The organism is Desertivirga brevis, assembly GCF_017355835.1.
The window spans coordinates 418528-438501 of record NZ_JAFEWF010000001.1 but is presented as its reverse complement, the minus strand read 5'-3'; the positions used below and the strand labels follow the sequence as shown (position 1 = coordinate 438501).

17 protein-coding genes are annotated in these 19974 nt (G+C 39.2%); 13 read left to right on the top strand and 4 right to left on the bottom strand.

Annotated elements, in window-relative coordinates:
- The first annotated feature begins 34 nt into the window (after positions 1-34).
- The gene (locus J4N25_RS01855) at positions 35-3247 is read left to right on the top strand and encodes an amidohydrolase family protein (protein WP_207420437.1); all 3213 of its coding nucleotides are present in this window, start codon (positions 35-37) and stop codon (positions 3245-3247) included.
- Positions 3248-3291: 44 nt separating this feature from the next.
- Here J4N25_RS01855 and J4N25_RS01850 read toward each other — a convergent pair whose 3' ends face one another.
- A complete protein-coding gene (locus J4N25_RS01850) occupies positions 3292-4092 on the bottom strand; it encodes an MBL fold metallo-hydrolase (RefSeq protein ID WP_242695754.1) in 801 nt (266 codons plus the stop codon).
- A gap of 156 nt (positions 4093-4248) precedes the next feature.
- On the opposite strand from J4N25_RS01850, the gene purU reads away from it, so the two are divergent.
- The 4 genes from purU (at position 4249) to J4N25_RS01830 (ending at position 9187) form a co-directional block, all read left to right on the top strand.
- Positions 4249-5088 carry a formyltetrahydrofolate deformylase gene (gene purU, locus J4N25_RS01845; RefSeq protein WP_207420435.1) on the top strand — a complete coding sequence of 280 codons (840 nt, stop codon included), beginning with the start codon at positions 4249-4251 and terminating at the stop codon, positions 5086-5088.
- A gap of 61 nt (positions 5089-5149) precedes the next feature.
- Positions 5150-5761, top strand: coding sequence for a hypothetical protein (locus tag J4N25_RS01840; RefSeq protein WP_207420434.1), 612 nt, complete (start codon positions 5150-5152; stop codon positions 5759-5761).
- 128 nt (positions 5762-5889) lie between these two features.
- Complete coding sequence (locus tag J4N25_RS01835) at positions 5890-7203, top strand: ammonium transporter (RefSeq protein WP_207420433.1); 1314 nt, start codon at positions 5890-5892, stop codon at positions 7201-7203.
- A 262-nt stretch (positions 7204-7465) separates the two neighbouring features.
- Positions 7466-9187 carry a CHASE domain-containing sensor histidine kinase gene (locus tag J4N25_RS01830; protein WP_207420432.1) on the top strand — a complete coding sequence of 574 codons (1722 nt, stop codon included), beginning with the start codon at positions 7466-7468 and terminating at the stop codon, positions 9185-9187.
- Here the strand turns inward: J4N25_RS01830 and J4N25_RS01825 are convergent.
- Positions 9140-10066, bottom strand: coding sequence for a LysR family transcriptional regulator (locus J4N25_RS01825; protein WP_207420431.1), 927 nt, complete (start codon positions 10064-10066; stop codon positions 9140-9142). The two genes, J4N25_RS01830 and J4N25_RS01825, sit on opposite strands and share 48 nt — an antisense overlap.
- A gap of 89 nt (positions 10067-10155) precedes the next feature.
- Between J4N25_RS01825 and J4N25_RS01820 the strand changes: the two genes are divergently transcribed.
- The 8 genes from J4N25_RS01820 (at position 10156) to J4N25_RS01785 (ending at position 18390) form a co-directional block, all read left to right on the top strand.
- A complete protein-coding gene (locus J4N25_RS01820) occupies positions 10156-10875 on the top strand; it encodes a class I SAM-dependent methyltransferase (RefSeq protein ID WP_207420430.1) in 720 nt (239 codons plus the stop codon).
- Between the two features lie 85 nt (positions 10876-10960).
- A complete protein-coding gene (locus tag J4N25_RS01815) occupies positions 10961-11137 on the top strand; it encodes a quinol oxidase subunit 4 (RefSeq protein ID WP_242695753.1) in 177 nt (58 codons plus the stop codon).
- 97 nt (positions 11138-11234) lie between these two features.
- Positions 11235-11516 (top strand): pyrimidine/purine nucleoside phosphorylase, encoded by a 282-nt coding sequence (gene ppnP, locus J4N25_RS01810; RefSeq protein WP_207420429.1) that lies wholly within the window; start codon positions 11235-11237, stop codon positions 11514-11516.
- A gap of 312 nt (positions 11517-11828) precedes the next feature.
- Positions 11829-13019 carry a PAS domain-containing sensor histidine kinase gene (locus tag J4N25_RS01805; RefSeq protein WP_207421599.1) on the top strand — a complete coding sequence of 397 codons (1191 nt, stop codon included), beginning with the start codon at positions 11829-11831 and terminating at the stop codon, positions 13017-13019.
- Entirely contained in the window at positions 13016-14083 is a 1068-nt protein-coding gene (locus J4N25_RS01800) for a response regulator (protein WP_207420428.1), read from the top strand. Before J4N25_RS01805 ends, J4N25_RS01800 begins: the two co-directional genes overlap by 4 nt.
- 94 nt (positions 14084-14177) lie before the next feature.
- Positions 14178-15203: an NAD(P)-dependent oxidoreductase gene (locus tag J4N25_RS01795; RefSeq protein ID WP_207420427.1), complete on the top strand. Its 1026-nt coding sequence runs from the start codon at positions 14178-14180 to the stop codon at positions 15201-15203.
- Entirely contained in the window at positions 15203-16549 is a 1347-nt protein-coding gene (hemN, locus tag J4N25_RS01790) for an oxygen-independent coproporphyrinogen III oxidase (RefSeq protein ID WP_207420426.1), read from the top strand. Before J4N25_RS01795 ends, hemN begins: the two co-directional genes overlap by 1 nt.
- A gap of 50 nt (positions 16550-16599) precedes the next feature.
- Positions 16600-18390, top strand: a complete 1791-nt coding sequence (locus J4N25_RS01785) for a hypothetical protein (RefSeq protein ID WP_207420425.1) — start codon at positions 16600-16602, stop codon at positions 18388-18390.
- 47 nt (positions 18391-18437) lie between these two features.
- On the opposite strand, the gene J4N25_RS01780 is transcribed toward J4N25_RS01785, so the two are convergent.
- On the bottom strand, positions 18438-19148 hold the full coding sequence (locus J4N25_RS01780; protein WP_207420424.1) for a phosphatase PAP2 family protein: 711 nt from the start codon (positions 19146-19148) through the stop codon (positions 18438-18440).
- Positions 19149-19211: 63 nt separating this feature from the next.
- Entirely contained in the window at positions 19212-19940 is a 729-nt protein-coding gene (locus J4N25_RS01775) for an FRG domain-containing protein (protein ID WP_207420423.1), read from the bottom strand.
- Positions 19941-19974: the final 34 nt, after the last annotated feature.

The following is a 19974-nucleotide window of genomic DNA, read 5'->3' as shown; positions in this document are numbered from 1 at the left end:
CTTAGCTTATGCTATTACTACAAAATTAATTTGAATGAAAAAACTTTCTGTCGTCTTCTTTAGCTTATTGACAAGTGCAGTATTTAGTCAGCAAAAATGGAATGTAGAGAGAACTGGGTCTCCTTCAAAATCGGTTTCCTTCACCGTTGATGAGGGAACGTGGATGAACCTTGATGTTAGTCCTGATGGGAAGGAAATCGTTTTCGATCTGCTTGGCGACATTTATAAGATGCCTATTGCCGGTGGTAGGGCTACTGTTTTGTCAGCTGGCTCAGCTTATGAAGTTCAACCTCGATTTAGTCCCAACGGGAAATTTATTTCCTACACAAGTGATAAAGAGGGTGGTGATAATATCTGGATTATGAACGCAGACGGGTCAGGAAAGAGATCTATAACGAAGGAATCTTTCAGACTTTTAAATAATGCAAGCTGGACACCAGATAACGAATATATTATCGCCAGAAAGCACTTCACAAGTACCAGATCTTTGGGTGCTGGCGAGATGTGGCTATATAGTATTAGAGGAGGCGATGGGATTCAACTTACCAAGCGTAAAAATGATCAGCAGGATGCAGGCGAACCAGAGGTGTCTCCGGATGGCAGATATGTTTATTTTAGTGAAGATGTAAGTCCGGGGCCTTATTTCGAATACAATAAAGATCCTAATGGCGAGATTTACAATATCAGGAGACTGGACCGTGAAACAGGAACTTTTGAAACCGTAGCCGGGGGACAAGGTGGAGCAGTAAGACCGGAAATTTCTCCGGACGGTAAGCTGATGGCTTTTGTTAAGCGGGTAAGACTTAAAACAACTCTTTATGTTCAGGATCTTTCGACAGGAGAAGAATGGCCTTTATATGATGACCTGTCTCGTGACCAGCAGGAAACGTGGGCTATCTTCGGCGTGTACCCTAACTTTGCCTGGACACCCGACAGTAAGAATATTATTTTCTATGCTAAGGGAAAAATAAGGAAGCTTGATGTGAACACTCAAATTGTTTCAATCATTCCTTTTGAATTAACTTCAAATCATTCAGTGGCTGAAGCCCTGCATTTCGATCAGAAAGTGTTTTCAGATGATTTTAAAGTGCGGATGATCCGCCAATTGACTACTTCGCCTGATGGGAAGAAAGTTGCATTTAATGCAGCGGGATATATTTATGTAAAAGATCTTCCTAATGGGAAGCCAACTCGTATTACCACCGGAACTGACTTTGAATTTGAACCTGAATTTAGTCCTGACGGGAAGTCTATCATTTATGTAAACTGGAGTGATGAAATGAAGGGTTCGATTAACAGAATAGAACTTGCAACAGGAAGAATCATTCAGCTTACTACTGAGAAGGGCTTTTATTATTCACCTAAGTTTTCAAATAAAGGCGATAAGATTGTTTTTAGAAAAGGCGGTGGTAATATGATGCTAGGTTTTACCTATGGTAAAAATGGGGGAATTTATGTAATGCCAGCAACTGGTGGGGCTCCTACTAAAGTATCGGATGCGGGTATAAGGCCGTTATTCAATTCCTCGGATACAAGGATCTATTTTCAATCAAATGAAAACGGAAAGAAAGCCTTCAAAAGCATGGATGTAAATGGTGCGAATATCCGTACTCACTATGTTTCCCAATATGCGACACAGTTTGTGCCTAGTCCTGACGGAAAGTGGATGGCCTTCAATGAACTCTTTAACGTTTATTTAACTCCTTTAGTTAATACAAATAATGCACTGGACTTGTCTTCTACGAACAAGTCACTTCCACTTACGAAAGTTACGAGGGATGCTGGAACTTTCATTCATTGGAGTAAAGACAGTAAAAAGCTTAACTGGACCTTGGGTTCGGGATATTTCTCGGAAGAAATAAAAGATTTGACTGATGTTGAGGATAAAAATTCAGATAGTTCTGGGATTGATATCGGCTTAAAGCTTAAAGCAGATCTTCCTTCTGGTTCTATTGCATTGACCAATGCTAGAATCATTACAATGAAGGGAGACCAGGTGATTGAAAATGGTACAGTAGTAATTAAAGAAAATAAAATTGTGTCTGTAGGTCCGTCCGACCAAGTGAAGGTGCCGGAAGATGCGAAGGTGATTAACGCAGAAAACAAGACCATTATGCCTGGAATTGTTGATGTCCATGCTCACTTACCTACCAGTCCAGATGGAGTTTCCTCTCAGGCTGATTGGAGCTACCTTGCGAACCTGGCCTTCGGAGTAACAACTGCTCATGATCCTTCAAGTAATTCCGAAATGGTATTCAGTCAGTCGGAAATGCAAAGGGCGGGAATACTTACAGGTCCAAGGATTTTCTCCACAGGGACAATTTTGTACGGAGCCGAAGGTGATTTTAAAGCTGTTATAAATAGTCTTGATGATGCCCGTTCAAGCTTGCGTAGATTAAAGGCGTTGGGCGCATTTTCTGTCAAGTCCTACAATCAGCCAAGAAGAGAACAACGCCAGCAGATTATTCAAGCAGCAAGAGAATTGAAAATGGAAGTTGTTCCGGAAGGTGGTTCTACATATTCACATAATATGTCGATGATCCTTGATGGTCATACTGGAATTGAACACAATATCCCGGTAGTACCATTATACAAAGACGTAAAGGCATTATGGAATGCCAGCAAAACAGCTTACACTCCAACGCTGATTGTAGCCTATGGAGCCCAGTCGGGAGAGAACTTTTGGTATGACAGGACAAATGTTTGGGAAAATGAACGACTGCTTAATTTTGTACCGAGGCCCGTTGTGGATAGCCGCTCCAGAAGAAGGAATACCTCAGAATTTGCGGATTATGGACATATAGAAATTTCAAAAGCAGTTAAACAGCTGGCAGATGGAGGCACTAAAGTTAATTTAGGCTCCCACGGGCAGTTACAGGGACTGGGTGCTCACTGGGAAATGTGGATGCTTGCTCAGGGAGGAATGTCACCACTACAAGTACTAAAATCGGCCACTATTAATGGTGCGGATTATTTGGGTATGTCTAAGGAAATTGGTTCAATCGAGGCTGGAAAATTGGCAGATTTGATAGTATTGGAGGAGAATCCTCTGGAAGACATCAGAAATACAGAACGCATAAAGTTTGTGATGCTAAATGGTCACCTGTATGATGAAAACCTCAATGAAGTAGGAAATATTGAGAAATTAAGAAATAAAATGTGGTGGCAAACAGGTCGCGGAGAAAGTTTCGGTAACTTCTCTGGTGATTCGGAGACATTTATTTATACCCACCCGGAGTGTGATTAGTTAAGTATTGCTTCCTTTATTCAGTAGTATAAAGGAAGCAATACTTAAAATAGATTAAGTTGCAGTTGAACCGGCCTTTGCTTGCTCGAGTTGCTTTCCAAATAATAAACTCCCGTTTCCTCATATCTTGAAGCAACTATTATTTCTGTTTTTTTCGCTTTAGCATTAAAGGTTTTGTAAACCAGGTCAGGGCAGTTGTTATCTTTAGAAAGATGAGATAAAAATAAGTGACTCAACTTGTCTGAGCGGTATTCCATAAAAAGGTTCAAGGCCTGCGTGTTCGATAAGTGCCCCTGCCCTCCTCTAATCCTGTTCTTTAAGAAATAAGGATATCTTCCCTGATTAAGCATTTCCTCATCATAATTCGCTTCCAAGAAAATTGCGTGGCATTGCTGGAAGTTTTCGATTACATGCTCGCAAACATTTCCTATATCTGTAAAGACCCCAATTTTTTTGTCTCCGTAACTGATGACAAAACTATGTGGATCAGCAGCGTCGTGAAATTTTGGAAAGGCGGTAATGGAAAGAGAACCTACGGTTACGGATTCATAGGCCTTAAAAGGTAGGATTAAGTCGGCATCGAGCTGTAAACCTGAGTTTCGGTAAGTTTTTGAAGTTACATAAACAGGAAGTCTGTGTTTCTTAGCAAGTCCTGGAATACCTTTAATATGATCGGTGTGCTCATGACTAATAAATATGGCTTTAACCTTATCCATACTCAAGCCGAGTCGCTTCATTCGTTTTTCTGTTTCTCGGCAGGATAATCCAGCATCTATTAGTACTGCTTCGTCCCTCCCTGCTATATAATAACAATTCCCATTACTCCCGGAATTTAATGAACACATTGCAAATGCCATTCCCCTGTCAATCCTTGTTAATCAAAGATAGTTTTTTAGTATTTAAAAACTGTACATTAAATAAATCAGATAAGACTCGATTAGGTCCGAGGTGTTTTTTATTCGCTCGCTTCAAATAAATATTAATCTTATATATTAGGCCCCATGAATGAGAATTTAATACTGATTGAATGCAAGGACAAAGTTGGTTTAGTAGCAATCATTTCAGAATTAATGGCAAGGCATCACCTCAATATTACTGCGATGCGGGAATTCGTGGATCAGGATAACAACACCTTTTTTGCTAGGATAGAATGTTCTGGAGTCGTGGTAAATGAAGCGATGCTTCTAAGTGAATTACAGAACGCTTTGCCTGAAAGTGCTAAAGTTACCATAAACCCAAAGAAGGAAAAGAAAATTGCCGTACTGGTTACTAAGGAATATCATTGCCTGGGAGACATTCTTATACGACATCATTTCAATACCCTGGGCGCTAATGTGTGCATGGTTGCAGGCAATTACGATATACTTAAGTCTTTTACGAATCGTTTCGATATCCCTTTTTTTAATATATCTCACGAGAATAAATCCAAACCTGATTTTGAAAAGGAGCTAATAAAAGTGATCGAAGAATATGAGCCGGATTATATTGTTCTTGCTAAGTTTATGAGGATCCTCTCTCCTGACTTTGTTGCGCGTTTTGGAAATAAAATTATAAACATCCATCATTCGTTCCTTCCTGCCTTTATAGGAGCAAGTCCTTACAGGCAGGCACATGAAAGAGGCGTTAAAGTAATTGGGGCCACTGCCCATTTCGTAACTAATGACCTGGATGAAGGACCTATTATAGTTCAGGAAACGATCCCGGTAAATCATACATTCAAGGTTAGTGATATGGTGACGGCAGGGAAAGAAGTAGAAAAATCTGTGTTAAACAGAGCATTGCAACTGGTTTTTCAGGACCGTGTGTTTATAACAGGTAACAAAACGATTATTTTTGAATAACTTGTTTCTATAACAGGTTCAAACATTCTATGATTAGGATGTTTTATAGTAAAATCTAACTATGAAACATCCAGATCATTTAGTGCCAGACAATATAAAGGGCGCGAAGACCGATACAATTTCGACTGAATCATTTTCAAGTACGCAGCTTGCAAGGAACCATTACCTTGAGGCTCGTCAACGTCTGCTATCGATCTCGAGGTGGCATGAATACGCAGGACTTGCATCTGCAGATTTTTCTCTGACGGATAATTTGGGAAAAGAAAAAAAAGATTTCGTTACTGAGGGTGATCGTTTTAAGATTGATATTCCCGCACCGGGAACAGAATCAGGGGCGGGATTTGACTGGGTGGAAGTTGAAAAAGTAGAGGAAGGCAGGAATGATGAAGAAGACTGGGAATATACGCTCATTAGGGTAAGGCCGGCCGACAATCCGCAATCTGATGATAACAATACTGCTCATTTTTTTTCTGACGAGGCTAATAGTTATTTCATAGTAAAACGAGTGGGAAACGATGTGAGTGCAGAAGTTCATGGTAGAAATGAGCAACCGAATACTGAAACAGACAAAATACAAGATAAAATAAGGAATGCAATTGTTGCTGTTGGCGCAATTTTAGGCGTTTCAAAGGCGCAGTGGAAGAGCCTTACTCATGGAATAGTTAAAATCTAAAATATTTGGTTAAATGAATGCCTAAAAGGCAGGAGAAACGGGTGTTAGGTAATAAAGTTTTAAATAATCTTAAATTTTTATGGTATTTGAAATATCTTTGCGCCCACAACACAACCAAAAATTAAAATATGGCAAATAAATTGTCGCGTATTCCTTTTCTTTTTATCCTAATTTTTACGCTTCTCTGTTTTTTATTTCCTTCGGTACCGGACAATTCTGATAAAAATGTTTACAATACCACAGACATCGCCTGGATGCTTACTGCAACTGGAATGGTTTTAATAATGACTCCAGGTTTGGCGTTTTTCTATGGTGGTATGGTTAATAAAAAGAATGTTATCTCCACTATGTTACAAAGTTTTATTTGTATGTCGGTAGTAACAGTAATCTGGTTTATTTTCGGTTTCGGACTTGTTTTTGGAAGAAGCTTAGGGGGAATAATAGGAGATCCTTCTCAGTTTTTTATGATGCAAACCGTGCTGGATAGTAAACCCTGGGAGCTTGCTCCTACTATTCCATTGGCATTATTTGCCATGTACCAACTAAAGTTTGCCATTATAACTCCTGCCCTTATTACAGGTGCATTTGCGGAGAGGATACGTTTCATTTCATACGTATTGTTTATTTGCCTTTTTTTCATATTTATTTATGCTCCCCTGGCTCATGCAACCTGGCACCCCGAAGGTATTCTCTTTAAGTTAGGGGTTTTAGACTTTGCTGGAGGAACCGTTGTGCATATGTCGGCGGGGTGGGCAGCATTTGCATCAGCCATCTTTTTAAAGCGTCGTAACGAGCCTAATCATAATCCTGCGCGAATCACTTATGTGATGTTGGGCACAGGGCTTCTTTGGTTTGGCTGGTTTGGCTTTAATGCGGGATCTGCTTTCGGGGTGGGTCGGCTATCTGTTATTGCTCTTTGTACTACAATGGCTGCGTCTGCGGCTGCTGCTATTGCCTGGGTGTTTTTTGATGCCTTCAAAGGTCGTAAACCTTCGGCTATGGGAACTTGCATAGGTGCTGTTGTTGGCCTTGTTGCTATCACACCGGCCGCAGGATTTGTTACCATTCCGCATTCTTTACTTATAGGAATTATTTCTTCAATAATTAGCAATCTTGTTGTTGAATGGCGTACAAGAACTTCTATTGATGACACCTTAGATGTTTTTCCCTGCCATGGAGTTGGAGGAATGGTTGGGATGGTTTTAACGGGCGTCTTTGCAAGCCAATCCATTAATCCTGCTAATACTACTGGTAATGGACTGATCTTCGGAGAAACTCATCTTTTCGGGGTTCAAATGATTGCATTGGTAGGTGCTTCAATATTTGCTTTTGCCGGCTCAATGGTACTTTTAAAGATTACTGACCTGATCAGTCCTTTGAGAGTTTCGGATGAAGAGGAACGTTTGGGACTCGATATAAGTCAGCATGACGAAAGCCTTTAAATTATAATTAATAATAGAGAAGCCGGGCAAGAACCCGGCTTTTTTTTGAAAGTTTAATTTTTTCTCTAGGTGCAAGAAGGACTTTCAAGCTACTTTAAACCTCCATTTAGGAGCTTCCGCTCATTATGGTTTTTCTTAACTGGCGAGTTATTCTTAAATTTGTGGTTTGAAATATCATACCCCGTGAATTATTTGTAGGAATATTGTTTATCTTACATATACTGACGTCTTGTGAATTCCATCGTGTCAACAACCTGCTTAGATGAAAACAGAGAAAGAACTAAAAACCTATCTTCCCGCGGTACTCGTATTTGTTGCGGTACTTTCTTTTTCATTGTTTTCTTTTTATCAGTTAGGAAAGTCAGCAAAGCTACGGCGTGCTAAACTTTTTGAACTTTACACAGAACAGGCAGCTGAAAGGCTTGATAAACGAATAATAGATTACACCCAAATATTAAAGGGCTGCCAGTCTTTATTCTACTCTTCAGGGTCGGTAACTACAGTTGAGTGGAAAGCATATACTAAAAATTTAAGCCTTTCTGATAATTATCCTGGAATTCAAGGAATTGGATATGCGAAGTATATCACTATAGATCAGATTAAAGATGTTGAATTGGAGATGCGAAAGCAATATCCGAAGTTCGAGATTAAAACCAAACCAGACCAACAGCGGCTCACCCCTATTATTTATATTGAGCCAAGTGATAAACGTAATCTAAGGGCGCTTGGATTTGACATGTTCAGCGAAGTTAAACGTCGACAGGCCATACAACGGGCCATGAAAACTGGAGAGGCTTCAATAACAAGGAAAGTTACCCTAATACAAGAGACTAACGTAGGAGTTCAACCTGGATTTCTTCTTTATTTACCAGTATATAAAAACCCTGAACTTAAGGCTACTAAAGAAAGGCATAACAATGTTGAAGGTTTCGTTTACATCCCGTTCCGGGCCTACGATCTTATGGATGCTGTATTTGATGGATTCGCAGATCTGGATATCAGAGTTTATGATCAAACTCACCTTAACGCAGACAATTTACTATATAAAACGGAAGAGATTAGTGAATCACTAAGAGAACAACAGCGGTCAGAAATAGAATTTAAGACTAGCAGAACATTAAATATTGCTGGGAACAAATGGACTCTTGTTTTCTCTACAGATAATAAGTTTGGTTCCCAAGTGGAACGTGCCCAGCCACAAATTGTTTTAGTGTTTGGAATAGCTATTTCTATACTTCTTTATATTGTAACTCTCAATTATATTCATAAACGTCAGACGGCCCTGGAAGAGTTGAATTTGACAAAGGAAATTGAGCGCAAGAAGGATGAGTTTTTGGGGATAGCAAGTCACGAGTTAAAGACTCCACTTACCAGCATAAAAGCTTACTTGCAAATGCTCGAGAGATCTCAGCTTGGCGAAAAGCAGAGCAATTTCGTTAAGAAGGCTAATATTCAAGCAAATAAGTTAAACAGTTTGATCGCTGACCTTTTAGATGTTTCTAAAATCCAGGCAGGTAGTATTAAGATCAATAGTGTGCCATTTCCCCTATCAGAACTTATAAATGAAAGTATTGAAAGTGTATTGCATCTGCATTCCTCCCATCAAATCCTGGGACCAGAGGCTATCCCTGAGATCACTCTTCTCGGTGATAAGTTAAGGCTTGAACAAGCACTCGTGAATCTTTTGGTTAATGCAATCAAGTACTCTCCTGGGGCTGGCTCCATTGGAATTTCTTTACTTGAAAATAATAATCAGGTAACTATTTGTGTTGAGGATCAGGGAATAGGAATTTCAAAAGAGCATCAAGCCAGGATTTTTGAAAAGTTCTATCGTTCCGATGACTTATCTCCGTTTATTTCTGGCCTCGGTATGGGCTTGTTTATTGCTAGTGAAATAGTGAGTAAACATAATGGCTATATAACCGTGGATAGTAATTTAGGGGAAGGTTCCCGCTTCTGTATCCACTTGCCCATAAACTGGTGATGCTTTCATAGGGAATTTCTCAATGAACCATCTTGTTGCAGGATGTTGATTTCCAGGCTTCAGCGCTAATACAACTTCTGTAGTAATTGGCAAATGATTTAGATTTATGAAGCTTAAGTTCAGATGATCAAAGCTGTTTTTAAGGGACGAGGGAACAATAGAAACACCCAGTCCTTTCTCTACCAGTTGCATTATTGAATGAACATTGTTCACTTCGTGCGTTACCTCTGGATAAAAGCCTAGTCGTTGACAGATCTCCTCCAACTTATGAAAGTATTCGGGTGCATAATCTTTATTGAAAAAAACGAACGGGCGACCGGTCATGTATTTTTGAATACTCTCAATATTCAAATGATCAATCTCTCCTTGAGGAAAAACAAAAACAAAAGGCTCGTTGAAAAGGGTTTTCACTTCAAGCCTTTCTGATTTTATCGGTGCTCTCATAATTCCAACATCCAACTTGTCTTCCTCCAACGCTTTTACTTGTTTTATGGTTGGCAACTCGTAAAGGCGAGTTTTAACGTAGGGAAACCTTATTTTTATATCCTTTAGAACAGCTATGAGTTGCTGCTGATTTACGGAACTGATGAATCCAATCCGTAACTGACCAGTTACCGAGCCTTCAATTTCCTTTAGTCGATGCCTGCTGGCTGCTATTTTTGCAAAGATCTCATCCACTTCTGTTTTAAAGTACTTTCCTGCTTCGGTAAGCACTACCCGTTTGTTATTCCTTTTAAATAAAGAAACTTCTAATTCCTCTTCCAGCTCTCTTATCTGCCGACTTAGCGGCGGTTGGGAAATGAATAGTTTTTCAGCAGCTTTCCTAAAATGCAGTTCTTCTGCTACTGTTTGAAAATATAAGAGGTGACGAAGCTCCATGATACCTTTAAGGAATGAATTATTGATAAAATTGATATTTTACAAATATTAATAATCCAGATAGTTTTGCGAAGGACAAACCAGAGAACATGGAAAAAGAAAGATCAAAATCCACAGTAGATGAAATCCGAGAAAGATTTGACCATGATGTTGAACGATTTTCAAATCTCGGCACTGGCCAGCAGACTACAATTGATGCTCCTTTAAGTCTGGAGCTGATCACAGAGGCTGCAAGTATGGTTAATCCAGAAGCAGAGAACTTGCTTGATATAGGTTGCGGAGCTGGAAACTACACGTTAAAAATGCTCGAAAAACTTCCTATACTGAACTGTACGCTTATCGATCTTAGCATACCAATGCTTGATAAGGCGAAACAAAGAGTGGCAGACAAGACAGACTGCCCTGTTAATACCATACAGGGAGATATCAGGGAGGTTCAGTTGGAGACGTCGCGTTATGACATTGTTTTGGCTGGAGCGGTATTGCACCACTTAAGGGAGGTAGAAGAGTGGGAACAGGTTTTTAGCAAAATCTATAAAGCACTAAAACCTGGAGGAAGTTTTTGGGTGAGCGACCTGGTAGTTCATGATTGCAAAGCTATAACCGAACTCTTCTGGAAACGATACGGGAATTATCTGAAAGAACTAGGAGGAAACGATTTCCAACAAAAAGTCTTTGATTATATCGATAAGGAAGACAGTCCAAGGTCACTCACTTTCCAACTCGAGATGATGAAGAATGTTGGGTTCCGTTATGTTGAAATACTACATAAAAATGGCTCTTTCGCTACTTTTGGTGCAATTAAATGAGGATGATTTGTCATTTATAAAATTTAAGCGTCAGCAAGTAAATGCTGAGAGATAGTCATACCTTTGAAGGCTAAAATGAAATCCCATGTTTAAAAAGACAATAAAGCTTGTTGCTTTGGTTACCATAAGTGTATCCTTACTAACCGGATGTACAACGTATACTGCGGGAAGAAGCGGTAATGTTCCTCCTGGTAAAGCAAAGAAAATTACAGGATCCAAATCTGCTAAACCCCACGCTCCAGGTCAGCGTAAGAAGAGATAACTTATTCCCTGCACGAGTTACTTTGTGCGGGCTTAATTAAAAAGTTGTTCCTATTGCCTGAATAATGTTCAACCTTATATTTGCGAAAAATTAAAATATGATCAACGTTAACGAATATTTCGACGGAAGTGTCAAGTCTTTAGGATACCAGTCAGAAGATGGAAAATCAACAATTGGTGTAATTGAAGCGGGAGAATATGAATTCGGCACCTCTCAGCATGAAACTATGGTGGTAATTGAAGGAAAACTGGTTGCTCTACTTCCTGAAGCCTCTGAATGGACTTCTTATACTAACGGTCAGTCTTTTGAAGTTCCTGCTAATTCATCTTTCAAAGTTAAATCTGAAGGACAAACCTCCTATTTATGTAAGTATAAATAATTGAAATTTTCAATTCGTCGCCCCGCCGTCTGTATACCTATAAAACTGTGAGTCTACATTGCTTCTCATCAGGAAGGTAACAATTTTCTGGGGCGACTTATACTATTGCTATTCCTGCCTTACTTATAAGCAATGGTGCTTAATAATTTTCATGAGTTTGCCGGAAAAGATAGAATTCTAAATTATTTTTTTGTCACAAAATAATCCTAGTTCCCAGCACTATATTGTACATTTGCACTATATTCCTCCCAACAATAATTTCTTTTTTTACGTGTTTTTACTCAGGAACATTAAGTTTGCTTTTGAATGAGCATAGATAAATTAAATCTTCTACATGCCATTATAAGTACTGCTATTGACGGCATTATTACAATCGACTCCAAGGGCTTGATTGAAAGTATGAACCCAGCAGCATTACGTTTATTTGGGTATGAAAAAGAAGAAGAACTGGTAGGTAGGAATATATCAGTATTGATGCCAGAACCGGACAAAAGTTCTCACGACGGCTATATCAATAGATACCAGTCAACAGGTGAAAAGCGTATTATTGGAATCGGCCGGGAGGTTAGAGGTCTTAGGAAAGACAAGAGCACTTTTCCATTTCGCCTTGCAGTTAGTGAGGTTGAATACGAAAGCAGAAAGATTTTTACTGGATTTATACACGACCTTTCTAAAGAGAAAGCAGCCGAAGAGAACCTCCGAAAATACACTGAGAAACTTGAGGAAACTATAAAAGAACGTACTCACGATTTAAGAGAACTGATCACTGAGCTTGAAATAGCCAGAGACGAGGCAAGTCACTCTCTTGAAAAGGAAAAGGAACTTAATCAGTTAAAAACGCGTTTTGTATCGATGGCTTCTCACGAATTCCGTACTCCTTTGAGTTCGGTACAACTCTCGGCTTCATTAATTGAGAAGTATCTTCAGAAACAAGATGAGAATAATATTCTGAAGCACACTTCAAAGATCAAGAATTCTGTGGGACACCTTACGGGGATACTGAATGACTTCTTATCTTTAGAAAAGTTGGAAGCAGGTAGAACGGAAGTCCAGTTTCAACATTTTGATCTGGTGAAGTTCTCTGAAGGGATTATAGAAGAAATGCAATTGATAGCCAAGCAAAATCAGCATATCTTTTACCAGCATACAGGGGAAAGAGCTGACGTATTTCTTGATCCTTCTTTGCTGCGGAATTCGATAATAAATCTCGTCTCTAATGCTATAAAATATTCTGGGGAAAATACCTTTATTGAATTCAATACAGAAGTTTCAGATTCTGAAGTTTGCATTTCGGTAAAGGACAATGGAATTGGAATTCCTGAAGAGGAACAGAAGAACTTATTTGAACCTTTTTTTAGGGCTCACAATACCGGAAATATCCCAGGAACAGGGTTAGGATTAAATATAGTTAAACGATACGCAGAATTAATGGGTGGCGATGTAATTTGCCAGAGTGCACAAAATGAAGGTACCACCATTGCTTTAATCTTTAAAAAAGGATGAATCAACAGAAAAGAACTGTTCTAATTATAGAGGATAATCAAGACATCCGCGAAAGCACCGCCGAAATTCTTGAGCTTGCTAATTTTAGTGTTTACACTGCGGAGAATGGTAAAAAGGGAGTTGAACTTGCGCAAGCTCATTTACCCGATATTATTCTTTGTGATATTATGATGCCTGAATTAGATGGCTATGGGGTACTCTACCTTTTAAGTAAGAACGAAAACACAGCTAATATCCCCTTCATATTTTTGACCGCTAAAGCAGAACGCGCTGATATGCGAAAAGGTATGGAGATGGGTGCGGATGACTATTTAACCAAACCCTTTGACGATATGGAGCTTATTAATGCTGTGGAAAGCAGGTTGTCAAAAAGGGAACGGGTACTAAAAAGTTCTGCAGCATCGGCATCACTGGAAAACTTGTTGGACGAGGCCCGTTCGGCGAAATTGCTTACGGAGCTTTCAGAAAGTGGAAGGTTGAGGACCTTTAAGAAGAAACAAAATATTTATATGGATGGAGATACTCCCCAAAATATCTATTTTGTCAAAAAAGGAAAAATCAGAACTTACCTTATCTATGAGGACGGCCGGGAAATTATTACCGGAATGCATTCGGAAGGTGATTTTTTTGGTTATGAGGCAGTGCTGTTGAATAAATCGTATAGTGATAATGCAGAGAGCATGGACGACTCGGAACTTCACCTGATACGGAAGAATGAGTTCAACACCTTGTTATTTAAGGATATAGGAATTGCGAAAAGATTTATTGAGCTGCTCTCGGATAATATCGTCGAAAAACAAGAGCAATTGCTCAAACTGGCTTACAATTCCGTACGTAAGCGGGTCGCGGATGCATTGATAATCCTGTCAGATAAGTTCATGAAAGAGCCGGCAGATTCATACGAGATTAAAATATCACGGGATGACCTTGCGGCTATGGTTGGAACTGCTACTGAAACAATAAGTCGCACATTATCAGACTTTAAGGAAGAACGTTTGATTGTGAAAGAAGGAAATACAATCAAAGTTCTTTCAATCGAAAAATTGAAACGTGTCAAACAATAAGTGAAAGAAAGTGATAAGTATCACTTTTTAGTTTGACTAGCCTCACGCGATAAAGCGGACTGTCTGGATACCTTTGTTTCTAAACAGAAACGGAATGAAAGCGGTCGCATACAGCATAAAAAACTGTGAAAAAGAGCTTTTAATTAAGGCTAATCAGAAAAAGCACGATATAACTTTAATATCCAATCGGTTAACAACTGATACAGCAGCTTACGCAGACGGGAAAGATGCTGTATTAGTGTTTCCCGGTGATAGCTTACCTGCTTCTATCCTTCAGGAACTAAAAAGAAGAGGTGTCAAGTATATAGCAACCCGCTCAACGGGTACTGATCATATTGATTTGACAGAAGCCGTTCGACTAGGCTTGAAAATAGCTAACGTCCCCTCCTATTCACCCGAGTCGGTTGCAGAACATGCAATCACTTTGATTCTCGCACTTTCCCGAAATATCATTGTATCTCAAAACCAGATGCACGATCATGATTTTAGTCTCAATAACCTTGTAGGAAATACGATCAAGGGAAAAGTTGTGGGTATCGTAGGTTTTGGGGGCACGGGAAAAGCTCTGGGGAAAATTTTAAGTGGCTTTGGAGCTAAGGTCCTTGTAAATGATATTCTGGAACAAGTAGATTGTGGTTCTGTAGGTGCTACCCAAGTGTCGCTAAACGAGCTTTACGATAAATGTGATATCATCTCCTATCATATTCCCTTGAACGAGTATACTCACCATCTTGTTGACTCTGATAGTATAAAGAAAATGAAGGATGGTGTTATGCTAATAAATGTTAGTCGCGGCGCAGTTTTTAATACCCAGGATGTGTATGAAGCTCTGCTGAGAGGTAAGGTTAGTAAGTTAGGTATGGATGTTTATGAATTTGAACAAAATGTTTTCTTTTTCAACCATAGAAAAAAACCTATACAAGATTCATTACTGCAATCTCTAATACAGAACCAGCGGATTCTCTTAACACCTCATCAGGCTTTTCTAACTGAGGAGGCTTTGAAGATAATTGCTGAAAAGACCATTTCAAGTATGGATTTATGGGAGGCTGGCAAGTGCGCCGGTAATGCATGTTGCTGTGGAGATGCTTGTATTGAAAATAATCTGGCTATTGCATAATGAATACATTAATATCAAAATATAACGTAGCAGCACCTAGATACACCAGTTATCCCACTGTTCCTTTATGGGAGGAGGAGCAGTGGAGTATAGCTGGCTGGATTGACACGGTCAGGAAAGCGATGAACGAGAGTTCTGCTGCGGGTATAAGCTTATACATTCATCTTCCCTACTGTGAGAGTTTGTGTACGTACTGTGGTTGTAATACTCGGATCACGAGGAACCATACTGTTGAAAAGCCTTATATCGAGTCTGTCCTAAAAGAGTGGCAGATGTATAAAGAAGTAATAGGAACAAAACCCCGGATCAGAGAAATTCATCTTGGCGGTGGTACTCCAACGTTTTTTAGTCCGGAGAATCTGAAATTCCTGATGGAAGGCCTTTTAGAAGGCACTACGCTTGCCTCAGAAACGAGTTTCTCTTTTGAGGGGCATCCTGCTAATACTAGTTATGATCATTTAAAAGCTCTTTATCAGGCAGGTTTCAGAAGAGTAAGTCTTGGAATCCAAGATTTTGATCCTGTTGTTCAAGAGATCATTAATAGAAAGCAGAGTTATGAACAGGTTAGGAAGGTAACAATTGATGCCCGGACCCTAGGTTATACCTCAATCAATTATGATTTAATCTACGGACTGCCTTTGCAGAAGCTAAGCAGTATAGAGGATACAGTTGAAAAAGTGATCTCGCTTATGCCAGACCGTATTGCTTTTTACAGTTATGCACATGTTCCCTGGGTGAAACCAGGTCAAAGAAGATTTACAGAGGCTGATCTTCCACAAGATGAAGAGAAACGAGCTCTTTACGAAAAAGGTAGGGAGATGCTCCTGAATAAAGGTTATTATGATATTGGGATGGACCATTTTTCTCTTGATTCTGATAATTTGTACATCGCATCAAAGAATCAAAAGCTGCATCGGAACTTTATGGGCTACACCGATCAGTACACTCAATTGTCAATTGGACTTGGTGTTTCCTCTATCAGTGATAGTTGGTACGGCTTTTCGCAAAACGTAAAGCAGGTAGAGCAATACCATGAGTTAATCAGCAAAGGTTCTTTCCCTTTAATTAAAGGGCATATCCTCACAGAGGAGGATCTGGTTTTCAGGAAGCATATTCTTGACCTTATGTGCATGGGTTATACAGATTGTGAATGGCTTTCTCCTGAATTTGCGCCAGTAAGGGAACGCCTTGTACCCCTTGAAAGTGATGGATTGGTTGTGGTAAAAGAAGGGCGGGTTCAAATAACTGTAGTGGGAAAAGCCTTTCTTAGGAACATATGTATGGCTTTTGATATTAGGTTATGGCAAAAGAAACCAGAATCACAATTATTTAGTAAGGCCATTTAGGATTATACAACTAGCAAAAATATTTAATACAAACACTTAACGACTTTGTTATGGGTCATAGCTTTCATATTCCCGTTTTAGGATTAGGATTTTCCGTAGACACACCACTTAAGGTGGCAAGGTATGGGATTTCTTCAGTAGCGTCAATCGTTGATGATGACATGATTGAACGAATGAGAGAATTTCATTCGAAACAAAATAATATCGAGTATCATCCGATAAGAAAAATAGAGTCAGACCATCGGGCAAAACGAATAAAAGCCTATTTGAACCTTATCAACTTCCTCATTGATGAGCAACACTCTGAGATAAAACAGGAGGCTTTTGCAGAGGGTGCCGACATTTGCCGTTATTTCGAACTTCTTCCTGAATCTTCTCAAGAGCAGCAAATTTACAGGCAGATGCTGGGTGAAAGAAATCCGCAGAAGAAAGCTGAACTTCAGGAAACCCTGAGGACTTTCATTAAAAAGGGAGATGCTGAGGTGAACATTATGGTTAAAGTAGATAAGGTGAACCTCGGTAAAGATGGTTTTCCATTGGGAGATAAATTTACTGATGCCCTCGCTGCTTTACGTGGTTTTGCCGAGAGTGAATTGAATACCTCGGTAGTTCTGTCTGCTGGTATGAATCCTAAGTTATACACTTATTTAAGTGAATTTGATGATTTCTTTCCTAATGGCGACGAGCCGGCGAGGAAGAAAGTGATCCTAAAGGTAAGCGATTTCCGATCAGCGTTAATACAAGCAAAGTTTCTGGCGAAAAAAGGATTATGGGTGCACGAGTTCAGGATTGAATCTGGCTTAAACTGTGGTGGTCACGCTTTTGCAACAGAAGGCTATCTCCTTGGTCCAATACTAGAGGAGTTTAAGGCAAAAAGGACGTCGATGCTGGAGGATCTATATGGAATTTTTAAAAACGCTATTACCACAAAAACCGGTAATGTGCCATCGCAGCCTTTAACGAGATTTACGGTTCAAGGGGGCATTGGAACAAAATCAGAAGACCAGTTTTTGATAAACTACTATAATCTTGATGGCACAGGTTGGGGAAGCCCATTCCTGTTGGTTCCTGAGGTAACTAATGTCGACAGGGATACACTAAATCTTTTGAAAGATGCAGGGGAAAAGGATTTTTACATTAGTGCAGCCTCTCCCCTTGGTGTACCTTTTAATAACTTCAGTAAAAGTACAGCGGAGGCACTTCGGCTGGAGCGTATAGCTAAAGGGAGGCCAGGCAGTCCTTGTACAAAAAAATTTCTTGTTTCAAATACCGAATTCACAAGTGATCCTATTTGTACCGCATCAAGGGAATATCAGAAATTAAAGTTGGAGGAGCTTGAAAGACTTGACTTACCCGAAGCTGAATATAAGCGGAAATTCAATAACATTACAGAAAAGCTATGTCTGTGCGTCGGTCTATGTACCTCTGCTATTTTAAAAAATGATATGCTTAAGCCCCGAGAGAACCGGGCGGTAGCAATTTGTCCTGGGCCGAATACCGCTTATTTTAATGATATATATACTCTTAACGAATTAGTTGGACATATTTATGGCAAAACAGATCTTTTAGATGGTGTTGAAAGGCCTAATCTATTCATAAAGGAACTGCAACTGTATATTGATTATTTTAAAAGGGACATAGAAAATAATGAGGGGAACCTGAATGATAAAAAGCTTAAACAACTTGAAAATTTTAAAGCTGAACTACTAAGAGGTATAGATTATTATCAACAACTGCTACCAGAAATCACTTTTTCGGAGCAAAAGCAGATGGAATTAGAATTAAGTAATTACCGAAATCAGCTAGAGGCATTAAGTGTAAGTCAGATCGCGGAATTGTAATTATATAATGGTAATACTGGTAGAATGGACTGCCAGTATTATCTTTTTTAAGCCTCCACCTTTTCTACAACCTTGTTCAGTTCCTTTTTACTAAAAAGTTCAATTTTTCTTAATATCGAGATAGAGATCATTAGCCAAATAGTTCCTGCGAAGAAACCTGCAATCACATCACTTGCGTAATGTACTCTCAAATAAACTCTGCTAAGGCCTATAGTTAAGATTATCAGGATCAAAATAGATATTAGAACGATCTTTAATGCAGTATTTTTAACATTTCGATAAATATAATAGATAATAAGCCCAAAAAAGGTAACGCTGCTCATGGCATGACCACTAGGAAAGCTTAAGCCCCTTGCCGGTTCTAGCAAAGGCGTTAACGGCCTTGATCTGTTAAACCACAATTTGAGTAAGGACATAACAGTTACACTACTTAAGGCAATACTCGCTATTTTAATTGAATACCACTTGTGCCTTCGGATAAGCAAAAAGTATAGCGTTAATAATACGTTTGCTATCACCAAGCTTTGATAATTTCCAAGAGTGGTAAAGAAAAGCATTATGCGAGTGGTTGAATCACTAATATAGGTGTCTAAAAATTGAAAGGCTGCGGTATCAAAATCGTTTTTGTTGTTAGAAAGCACATAATAAGCAATAGCAAGGAATGTTAATACGAGGCATACAAAAATCAAAGCTGCCAGAAGGGCTTCTGCTGTAAATAGCATCACTGCGGCTAATATCCTGCGATAAACTTTCTTCAATGTAATATTCAAGTCTCTATAATGTTGTAACTATATAACCAATTACAGGCTCATCGTCATTGATCATTCGAAATATCGCCATTGTAAATGGGCACACAGACCTTCCAACTCCGGGAAAATAGTGAATGCATTAATACCCAGAGTGTTGAGATCCTCTTTGATTTCCTTGGAATTGGATATAGGAATTTTTAGTTTAAGTAACTTATTAGAAAAGATATCTGTTTTATCTAATTCACATTTATTCTCAACTTCATGTGAAGGCTGTATTGAAAATACGCCGGATTGATTGTTTATCCTTTGCTTTATTATCCTAGGTCTGAAGATTCTTGTTTTTTCAATTAGAAAGGGATGATGTCCTTCAACCTTAAATTCGTAATCATCAGACAGTGGCATAAGAACCCAGACAATTGAATATCCAGTAGAATTCCTGTGTACAGGGTTTTCATTGGTAGCGAACCATAGAGCTGTCAACGCATTATGTGACCAGTCAAGTAACCGGGTTGGGAGGCCGAAGTGCTGTCCTAATGTCAAATAGTCCCAATCGTCGTAGGGTCTGTGCGCTTCAATCAGTAATGGATTAGTGCGTTTAAATTCTTCTAATAATAACCTTTCAATGGTAAGGAGATCACCAAGAGGCCTTAACCTCCCTATTTTAGGGATCAGTGGTAAATCTCCCGTCTGACCCCTAAATACAAAGTCTTCTACATTCCCGTTTGCATTTGCCTTCCTTTTATACGCTTTAATGACATTCAGGTATTCCGTCACATTTTCTATTTCTTCTTCACCTATCATTTCTCAATAAGGAAAGTCTTTTTAAGATGTTTGT